Below are 9,742 nucleotides of genomic sequence, written 5' to 3' on the forward strand. Positions count from 1 at the left end.
GGCGGGCGGCGCGCCCGGCGCGGGCGCCTGGGCCTGGGCGCTGGGGGCAACAACCGTGGCGGTCAGGGCCGTCGCCGCCAGCAGGGCGAGAACCCGCCCGCGCGGCAACACCGACGCGGCCAAGAGACGGAAATTCATTGCGGAAAACCCTTTCTGAACGGTGGCGCCCGAAACCCGGAGGCGGCGCTGACTCTGACCCGTTGGCGGGTGTCTCGTTGCCAATTAAGGCTGTTACGTGACAGGCCGCGCCGTCCTCGTCAATTGCAAGCCTTCAATACAGCGGCGGACGAAAAGATCAATGGCGACAACCGTATTTGATGCACGGCACACGAAGTTGATAGCAGCCATGTTAATGTTCCCCAGTGAGCTGTACCGAATCAAATCGAACGCGCGCTCCCCGTCTTTCGCGCTGGCCGCGCCGCGCAGGCTTGGCCATGGCGCTGGTATGGATCACCGCCTCCGGCCAGGCGGCGGCAGAGCCAGCCCATGCCATCGCCATGCACGGCGCGCCCGCCCTGCCCGTCGGCTTCACGCAAATGCCTTATGCCAACCCCGATGCGCCGAAGGGCGGACGGCTGGTGCAGGGCATCCTCGGCACATTCGACAGCCTCAACCCGTTCATCGTGCGCGGCCTCGCGGTGCAGCAGGTACGCGGCTTCGTGGTCGAAAGCCTGATGGCGCGCGGCAACGACGAGGCCTTCACGCTGTACGGCCTGCTCGCCCGGAGCGTCGAAACCGACGACGTCAGGAGCTACGTCACGTTCCGGATCGACCCGCGCGCCAGTTTCTCCGACGGCAAGCCGGTGCTCGCCGAGGACGTGCTGTTCTCCTGGCAGTTGCTGCGCGACAAGGGCCGCCCCAACCATCGGCAGTATTATTCCAAGGTGGCGAAGGCCGAGGCGATCGATGAGCGCACGGTCCGCTTCGACTTCGGCGGCCAGGGCGACCGCGAACTGCCGCTGATCCTCGGCTTGATGCCGGTATTGCCGAAACATGCCGTCAACGCCGAGACTTTCGAGGAGACTTCGATGGCGCCGCCCTTGGGGTCGGGTCCGTATCGCGTCACGGCGTTAAAGCCCGGTGCTGCGGTGACGCTGACGCGCAACCCGGACTATTGGGGCCGCGACCTGCCGGTCAATCGCGGGCTGTGGAACTTCGATGAGATCAAGCTCGATTACTACCGCGAGGCCAACGGGCATTTCGAGGCGTTCAAGCGCGGCCTGTACGATTTCCGCGTCGAGAGCGAACCGCTGCGCTGGCACGATGGCTATGATTTCCCGGCGGCGCGATCCGGCGAGGTGATCCGTGACGCCATCAAGACCGGGCTGCCGAAACCTTCCGAATTTCTGGTGTTCAACACGCGGCGTCCGGCGTTCGCGGACGTCCGCGTCCGCCAGGCGCTGACACTGCTGTTCGATTTCGAGTGGATCAACCGGACCTATTTCTTCGGACTTTACGCACGCTCCGCCGGCTTCTTCCCGGGCTCCGAACTGTCGGCCTATGCGCGTCCTGCGGATGATCGCGAGCGCGCGCTGCTGCAGCCCTATCGCGCGCGGATTCCCGCCGACATTCTCGACGGCAGCTATCGCCTGCCGGTCAGCGATGGCTCCGGCCGCGATCGTCCGGCGCTGCGCGCCGCGCTGAAGCTGCTGGCGCAGGCCGGCTACGACCTCGACGACACCGTGCTGCGGCAACGCGACACCAAGACGCCGTTCGCCTTCGAAATCCTTGTCACCACCCGCGACCAGGAACGCATCGCGCTGGCCTTCGCGCGCGACCTCAAGCGCGCCGGTATCGTCGCGACCGTGCGCGCGATCGATGCCGTGCAGTTCGACCAGCGCAAGCTGAATTATGACTTCGACATGATCCAGAATCGCTGGGACCAGTCGCTGTCGCCGGGTAACGAACAGTCGTTCTACTGGGGCTCGGAAGCCGCGGACCTGCCCGGTACCCGCAACTACATGGGCGCCCGGGATCCGGCCATCGACGCCATGATCGCAACACTGCTGGAAGCCCGCGATCACGGCCCGTTCGTCGATGCCGTGCATGCGCTCGACCGCGTGCTGATCTCGGGCTTCTACGCCATACCGCTCTACAACGTTCAGGAACAATGGATTGCGCGATGGAATCGGATAGAACGACCTGCAACTACCGCGTTGACCGGCTACCTGCCGGAAACCTGGTGGTCGAAGCCTCAGCTGAACCGGAAGTGATCCAGTGAACGCACCCAACGCCTCGCCGACGCTCGATGGTCTGTTCCGCCGCGTGCTGGGCCGCCAGCCGGAGGCGCTGGCGCTGGTCGATCCCGCCGACAAGATGCGCGTCACCGCGACGCCGCCGAAGCGGCTCAGCTTCGCAGAAGCCGACAAGGCAATCTCGGCGCTGGCGGCGCACTTTATCCAGGCGGGACTGCCGGCGAATTCGGTGATCGCGGTGCAGTTGCCGAATACCGTGGAATTCATGCTGACGGTGCTGGCCGCGCACCGCGCCGGACTGGTCGTGGCGCTGCTGCCGCAGCTGTTCCGGCAGGCCGAACTGACCACGGCACTGAACCGCACCGGCGCCCGTGCCATCGTGACCTCCAGCAAGATCGACGGCGTCAGCCACGCCGACCTGGTGATGAACGCCGCCGCTGAAGCGTTTTCGATCCGCTATGTCGGCGGCTTCGGCAACGATCTGCCCGAAGGCATGATGGCGCTCGATGAGGTCATGGCCGACGAATTTGACGAGCCCGTCGCCGTGACCCAGGACGCCCGCCGCGCCGCGATCATCACCTTCGACGTCACCGCCGACGGGTTTCGCGCGGTGCCGCGCACCCATCTGAACCTGATTTCCGGCGGCCTGACGGTGTTCCTGGAGAGCGGTCTGCCGCAAGGCGCCAGCATCCTGTCGGCGCTGGCGCCCTCCTCCTTCGCCAGCGTCGCGTCGTCGCTGGTCACCTGGCTGCTGTCGGGCGGCGTGCTGGCGCTGCATCACCCGTTCGACAGCGATGTTCTGGAACGCGAGATCAACGCTTTGGGCTGCGACGTGCTGGTGGCGCCCGCACCGCTGGCGCAGCGCCTCGCGGAAGCCGGCCTGCTCGACCGCGCGCCCACGCTGCGCCACGTGCTCGGCCTGTGGCGCGCGCCGGAACAGGTCGCCACCAGCGCGGCATGGATCGACGGACACTCCACCCTTACCGATATCTATCTGTTCGGCGAGGCCGGCCTGTTCGGCGCCCGCCGCGGCACGGATGGCCTGGCGGTGGCGATCATGCCCGGCTCGCACGGCGCGCCGCGCGCGGTCGCCAGCTCGTCGATCGCCGGCGAGATCCTGCTGACGCCGAAGGGGACGCTCGGCCTGCGCGGCCCGATGGTGCCGGTGCTGGCCTATGCGGCCTCCACCGAGCCTAGCCATTCACTGATCGCCGCCAAGCCGGTGGACTATGTCGATACCGGTTTTGCCGCGCGGCTCGACCGTGCCACCGGTGCGATCTGTATCACCGCGCCGCCCACCGGCATCATGGCCGTCGGCGGCTACCGCTTCCTGTCGCAGGACCTCAGCGAATGGGGCAAGCGGCTCGGCCAGAACGCCATGCTGACGGCGCTGCCGGACCAGCTCAGCGGCTATCGCCTGGCCGGCCGCGCCAGCGACAATGCAAGGGCCCGCGACGCATTGACCGAACTCGGTCTCAACCCGTTGATGGTGGAAGCTTTTCGCGACCGTCCCGCGGCCGATTGAGCGGATTTGCAAGGTTTCCATTGACCGGGCGTTAAGGACGCCTGGCCTAGCGTGCGCCATCCAACATTGCGCACCGGTATCCCATGTCCGACCAGGCTCCCATCGTCATCGTCTCGGCCCGGCAGCCTACCGCGTTCTCGTCGGCGCTGGCCGCCAGCAACATGTTTCCGCTGATCGATGCGACCTGGGACGAAGCGCTGGACGCCGTCGCCCGTGTCCAGCCGGCGGCTGTGCTGGTGTCGGCTACCGGCGACGACATGACCACGTTCCAGGCGCTGGCCAAACGACTCAGCGCCAAGCAACCTTACGTGCCGCTGATCGCCATCGATCCGGTGACGTCGTTGCCCGGCCATACCGTTCCGTTCACGCAAACTTTCGGCAATTTTGACCGGCTCGGCGCGCGGCTCCGCAACGCCCTGCGGGTGCGCACGCTGCACGCCACGGTGATGCGTCGCCTTACCGCCGAAAACGTCCAGCGCACTTCGCTGCAAACGCCAGATCCGCTCGAAGACGCCACCGTGATGCTGATCGGCCGCGGCGCCGGCTACCCCGCGCTGTCGGTGGCGTTCGGCGAACGCGTCGGCGTCGTCGGCGCGCTTAGCATCGAGGCCGCCGCCAAGCATCTCAACAGCCGCGACCTCGACGGCATCGTCATCGGCGAAGGTTTCAGCCAGCGCGTGGTCGATGCGTTTCTCACGGTGCTGGCCGAAGACGCCCGCTTCCGCAATCTGCCGGTGGTCGTCACCACGCCAGGTCTCGCCCCCAGCTACGAACTCGCCAATCTCGAAATGAGTTCAGGCGATGCCGCCAATGTTGCGGCCACGGCGCTGCCGCTGGTTCGCCAGCATGCTTTCGAGGCGCGCCTGAGCCGGGCGCTGAAATCGATCGATTCCGACGGGCTGCTGGACTCCGACACGGGACTGCTGACACGCGCGGCGTTCGAACGCGATTTCGCCACCGCCGTCTATCAGACCCAGTCGCGTGGCGGCGGCTTGTCGGTGGCGCGATTTGCGTTCGACGCCGTTCCCGAACGCGCCCGGCTCGATGCCGCGCGAATCCTCAGCCGGCTGATGCGGCAGATGGATTTCGGCACGCTGCAGACGGACGGTTCGATCGTCGTGGCATTTGCCGAAACCGACCTGCGTAACGCCCACATGATAGCCAAGCGGGTATCCAGCGTGATCAAGCATACGATGCATGGACCGAAGCGCGATGCGCGCAACGATCCGTATGTTTCGCTGGCTACATTGCTGCCGAACGACAACGCCAAATCGTTGCTGGCGCGGCTCCAGGACGATGTCACCCGCCGGGCGGCGGCGTCGTAAGATTCCCAAAACTGGGTTCGGAACGAACACGGCTAACCCGCATTGTAGGTCCATTGTCACAATGGAGACCACAATGAAAAAGCTTGCACTGATCACCGCTTCACTCGCCTTGCTCGCCACGCCGGTTCTGGCACAGTCCACCACCACGACGGGCAATGCTCCGGCTAACGCGAAGTTCTCGACGGTGTCGAAGGATGAGATGTTCAGCTCGAAGCTGAAGGGTCTCAACGTCTACAATCAAAAGGAAGAGTCGATCGGCGAGATTTCCGACCTGGCCTTCAAGAATGACAAGATCGAAGCCATGATCCTGTCGGTCGGCGGCTTCCTTGGCGTCGGCGAGCACTATGTTGCCGTGTCGCCTGCTTCGGTCAACGTCAAGTATGACAGTAAGAACAGCAAGTGGACCGCGACCATGAACACCACCAAGGACGCGCTGAAGGCGGCTCCGGAATTCAAGTATCCGAAGTAAGCTACGCGCCCGAGCGAACAACGGCCGTCGGCAGTCATGCCGGCGGCCGTTTTCGTTTGGCCGGGTATGTTCCCCGGATGCTGCGCAACGCGCGGCGTTTGCCGCGTGGTGCGCTGCTGATCCGGGGTCCCGGTCCGCGAAGAAGAGACCGGGATCCCGGCTCTGCGGAGCGGCATGAAGAATGCCGCACCGCGTCCGGGAAACGAGCGCTAAGCCGCCTTCTTTTTCTCCGCCAGATTGGCCAGCGCGCGCATGATCTCCGTCGCGCCTTCGAGGCGCTCTTCCGGGGTTTCCCATTCCTGCAGGAAAACGACCTTCATGTCGGGACGTACTTTCGCGGCCTGGCCGTAGGAGCGGATGAAATACACCAGCCGGTCCGGCTCCGCGAACTTGTTGTCGCGGAAGGTGATGACGGCGCCCTTCGGGCCGGCATCGAGCTTCTCGACATTGGCACGGCGGCAGTACGCCTTGATCGCCGCGATCTTGAAAAGATAGCGCACCTCGTCCGGCAACACGCCAAAGCGGTCGCGCAGCTCCGCCGCAAAATTCTCGATCTCGTCGTCGGTCTCGAGATCGGCGAGCCGGCGATACAGCGACAGCCGCACCGCGAGGTCGGCGACGAAATCGTCGGGGATCAGCACCGGCATGCCGACGGTGATGCTCGGCGACCACCTGTCGGCGACGGGTTCGGAGACACCGGCCTTGAGGTTGAGGATCGCCTCCTCCAGCATCGACTGGTACAGCTCGAAACCGACTTCCTTGATATGGCCGGACTGTTCCTCGCCGAGCAGGTTGCCGGCGCCGCGGATGTCGAGATCGTGCGATGCGAGCTGAAAGCCGGCGCCGAGCGTCTCCAGCGACTGCAGCACCTTGAGCCGGCGCTCCGCATGCGCGGTGATCTTGGCCTGCGCCGGCAACGTGAACAGCGCGTAGGCGCGCAGCTTCGAGCGGCCGACCCGGCCACGCAACTGGTATAGCTGCGCCAGGCCGAACATGTCGGCGCGATGCACGATCAGCGTGTTGGCGGTGGGGATGTCGAGTCCGGACTCGACGATGGTGGTGGACAGCAGCACGTCATATTTGCCGTCGTAGAACGCCGACATGATGTCCTCAATGACCGTCGGCGCCATCTGGCCATGCGCGACGGCGACCTTCATCTCCGGCACGTGCTTGTCGAGGAAATCCTTGACGTCGGCGAGGTCGTCGATGCGCGGCACCACGTAGAACGCCTGCCCGCCGCGGTAGCGCTCGCGCAGCAGCGCCTCGCGGATCATCAGCGGATCGTGCGGGGCTACGAAGGTGCGCACCGCGAGCCGATCGACCGGTGGCGAAGCGATGATGGAGAGATCGCGGACGCCGGTCAGCGCGAGCTGCAGCGTGCGCGGGATCGGCGTCGCGGACAGCGTCAGCACGTGGACGTCGGCCCGCATCTGCTTCAGGCGCTCCTTGTGGGTGACGCCAAAATGCTGCTCCTCATCGACCACGACGAGGCCGAGGTCCTTGAACTTGATCGACTTGCCGAGCAGCGCGTGGGTACCCACGACGATGTCGATGGTGCCGTCGGCAAGGCCCTTCTTGACCTGCGTCATGTCCTTCGGCGTTACCAGCCGCGAGGCCTGGGCGACATTGACCGGGAAGCCCTTGAAGCGCTCGGTGAAGTTCTTGGCGTGCTGGCGCGCCAGCAGCGTGGTCGGGACGACGATGGCGACCTGCTTGCCTTCCAGTGCGATCGCAAAGGTCGCGCGCAGCGCCACTTCGGTCTTGCCAAAGCCGACGTCGCCGCACACCAGCCGGTCCATCGGCCGGCCGCTTTCGAGATCGCCCAGCGCGGCGTTGATCGCCGACTGCTGGTCCTCGGTCTCTTCATAGGGGAAGCGCGCGCAGAACTCGTCGTAAAGATGCGGCTGCACGTGCGTCTTCGGCGACTCGCGCAGATGCCGCTCTGCGGCAATCTTGATCAGCTCGCCGGCGATTTCCTGGATGCGGTTCTTCAGCTTGGCCTTGCGGGCCTGCCAGCCAGAGCCGCCGAGCTTGTCGAGCTCCACATTAGCGGTGTCAGAGCCGTAGCGCGACAGCAGCTCGATGTTCTCGACCGGGAGAAACAGTTTCGTCTCGTTGGCATAGCGCAGTTCGAGGCAGTCATGCGGCGCGCCACCGACCTGCAGCGTCTGTAGCCCGACGAAACGTCCGATGCCGTGCTCGACATGGACGACAATATCGCCGGCGGCCAGGCTGGTGACCTCAGAGATGAAGTTGTCGAGTTTTCGCGTCGCCTTGCGCGGGCGAACCAGGCGGTCGCCCAGAATGTCCTGTTCGCTGATGACGGCAATCTGGTCGGTTTCGAAACCGGATTCCATGCCGACCACGGCCAGCATGGTCTGGTTGCGCGGCGTCGCCAGCACGGTGCGCCAGGAATTGACCGAGGTGGTGTTGAGCAGCTTGTGGTCCTTGAGCATGCTGCCCATGCGGTCGCGCGAGCCCTCGCTCCACAGCGCGACGACGACCTTCTTGCGCGCGGCTTGCAGCGCCTCGATATGCGCCACTACCGAAGCAAACACGTTGACCGAGGAGTCGGAGCGCTCGGTGAGAAAGTTCCGCCCTGCCCGCGCGCCGGCATCGACCACGCCGGCGCCCTGCTCGGGCACCGCGAACGGCGTCAGCCGAGCCAAAGCGACGTCCGTCAGCCGATCCTGCCATTCGTCCGACGTGAGATAGAGCCGGTCCGGCGGCAGCGGCTTGTAGATCGCGCCGCCGCCGGGGATGCCCATGGCTTCCCTGCGGGCCTCGTAATAGTCGGTGATCTGCTTGAAGCGTTCGCTGGCCGCCGCTTCGCCTTCCGGCTCGATCGCGATCGGCGTGCCGTCGAGATAGTCGAACAGCGTGTCCATCCGCTCCTGGAACAGCGGCAGCCAGTGCTCCATGCCGGGGTGGCGACGGCCTTCGCTGACGGCTTCGTAGAGCTGGTCGTCACGCTCCGGCGCCCCGAACTGCGCCACATAACCCATGCGGAAGCGCTTGATGGTCTCGGTGACGAGCTGGAACTCCGAGATAGGAACGAGATCGAGCGCGCGCATGTCGAAGTGGGTGCGCTGGGTCTCGGGATCGAAGCTGCGGATCGATTCCAGGCTGTCGCCGAAGAAGTCGAACCGCACGGGCTGGTCGAGGCCGGCGGGAAACAGGTCGAGAATGCCGCCGCGTACGGCATATTCGCCGGGCTCGCGCACGGTACCGGAGCGATTGTAGCCGTTGTGCTCGAGCCAGGCGACGATGCTATCCATCGGCACCACATTGCCCGGCGCCACCGACAGCGCCTGCACCGCGATCACGTCGCGCGCCGGCACCCGCTGCAGGATGGCATTCACCGTGGTCAGCACGATCAGCGGCTTCTCGCTGCCCTTCAGGCGCGCCAGCCGCGCCAGGGTGGTCAGCCGCTGCGCCAGCACGCCGCCATGCGGCGAAACGCGGTCATAGGGCTGGCAGTCCCACGCCGGAAACTGCATCACCCCGAGATCGGGCGCGAAAAACTCCAGCGCCCGCGCGAGATTTTGCATCCGCGTGCCGTCGCGGCACACCACGGCGAGGCTCACCGCGGGCGGCTTCGGCTTGGCCGCGATCGCCCGCGCCAGATCCGAGATGATCAGGCCTTCAGCGCCGTCGGCGACATTGGCAAAGGTCAGCGCACGGCCGGGTGACAGCTGCGCCGCGGGAGAGACGGTCGGCGCTTTCATGCCGGCTTGTCCAGATTGCGGAAGCTCTTGATGCGTTCGAACAGCGGCGTGTGAAATTCAGGCGGCAGTTCGACCTCGCCAACGAAAGCCGGATACAGGTCGGGATCCTCCAGGCCGATCAAAGCCTCGAGCTGTGTGAGTTCGAGGTCGGCCAGGATACCGATCTCGGCGTCGGCGAAGCGGCCGAGAATCAGGTCCATCTCGCGGGTGCCGCGGTGCCAGCAGCGGAACAGCAGCCGCTTGCGGCGGTCATCCAGGCCGTTGCTCGATCGTGTCGTACCCGTCATCTGCCCATCCCGTGAACGCCGAAAGCCCGGACGTGCCGGGGAGGCTGATATAGCGGTCGTGTCAGGCGCTGTCAGCACCTGATCGCGCATTGCTTTCGCCTCGAAATGCATTCAAGTCTCGGCAATACCGTTGGTTCACTTCGCCCCTGGCGAGCTTACCGAGTTGTCGATGCGTCCTGCCCTGCTCAATCCGCTGTTTGCGCCGGTCACCAC

At 65.5% G+C, this 9,742-nt stretch carries 6 protein-coding genes; 4 read left to right on the forward strand and 2 right to left on the reverse strand.

The window, feature by feature from the left end:
- The first annotated feature begins 434 nt into the window (after positions 1-434).
- The 4 genes from JWR89_RS08995 to JWR89_RS09010 all read left to right on the forward strand — a co-directional run bounded on the left by JWR89_RS08995 (position 435) and on the right by JWR89_RS09010 (position 5,514).
- Positions 435-2,213, forward strand: a complete 1,779-nt coding sequence (locus tag JWR89_RS08995) for an extracellular solute-binding protein (protein ID WP_299714561.1) — start codon at positions 435-437, stop codon at positions 2,211-2,213.
- A 4-nt stretch (positions 2,214-2,217) separates the two neighbouring features.
- Positions 2,218-3,720, forward strand: a complete 1,503-nt coding sequence (locus JWR89_RS09000) for a class I adenylate-forming enzyme family protein (RefSeq protein WP_299714563.1) — start codon at positions 2,218-2,220, stop codon at positions 3,718-3,720.
- An 83-nt stretch (positions 3,721-3,803) separates the two neighbouring features.
- Positions 3,804-5,045, forward strand: coding sequence for a GGDEF domain-containing protein (locus JWR89_RS09005; protein ID WP_299714565.1), 1,242 nt, complete (start codon positions 3,804-3,806; stop codon positions 5,043-5,045).
- A 73-nt stretch (positions 5,046-5,118) separates the two neighbouring features.
- A complete protein-coding gene (locus JWR89_RS09010) occupies positions 5,119-5,514 on the forward strand; it encodes a PRC-barrel domain-containing protein (protein WP_299714568.1) in 396 nt (131 codons plus the stop codon).
- Between the two features lie 209 nt (positions 5,515-5,723).
- Here the strand turns inward: JWR89_RS09010 and mfd are convergent, their stop codons facing one another.
- On the reverse strand, positions 5,724-9,242 hold the full coding sequence (gene mfd / locus JWR89_RS09015; RefSeq protein WP_299714571.1) for a transcription-repair coupling factor: 3,519 nt from the start codon (positions 9,240-9,242) through the stop codon (positions 5,724-5,726).
- Positions 9,239-9,529, reverse strand: a complete 291-nt coding sequence (locus JWR89_RS09020; protein ID WP_299714574.1) for a succinate dehydrogenase assembly factor 2 — start codon at positions 9,527-9,529, stop codon at positions 9,239-9,241. The genes mfd and JWR89_RS09020 overlap by 4 nt, the downstream gene beginning before the upstream one ends.
- Positions 9,530-9,742: the final 213 nt, after the last annotated feature.

The organism is Tardiphaga sp. (assembly GCF_028290785.1).
In the GTDB taxonomy this organism is placed as follows: Bacteria; Pseudomonadota; Alphaproteobacteria; order Rhizobiales; family Xanthobacteraceae; genus Tardiphaga.

Bases quoted from the DNA above. Each gene is read 5' to 3' on its own strand.
- JWR89_RS09020 (WP_299714574.1), bottom strand. From the start codon at position 9,529: ATGACGGGTACGACACGATCGAGCAACGGCCTGGATGACCGCCGCAAG.
- JWR89_RS09005 (WP_299714565.1), top strand. From the start codon at position 3,804: ATGTCCGACCAGGCTCCCATCGTCATCGTCTCGGCCCGGCAGCCTACC.
- JWR89_RS08995 (WP_299714561.1), top strand. From the start codon at position 435: ATGGCGCTGGTATGGATCACCGCCTCCGGCCAGGCGGCGGCAGAGCCA.
- JWR89_RS09010 (WP_299714568.1), top strand. From the start codon at position 5,119: ATGAAAAAGCTTGCACTGATCACCGCTTCACTCGCCTTGCTCGCCACG.
- mfd (WP_299714571.1), bottom strand. From the start codon at position 9,242: ATGAAAGCGCCGACCGTCTCTCCCGCGGCGCAGCTGTCACCCGGCCGT.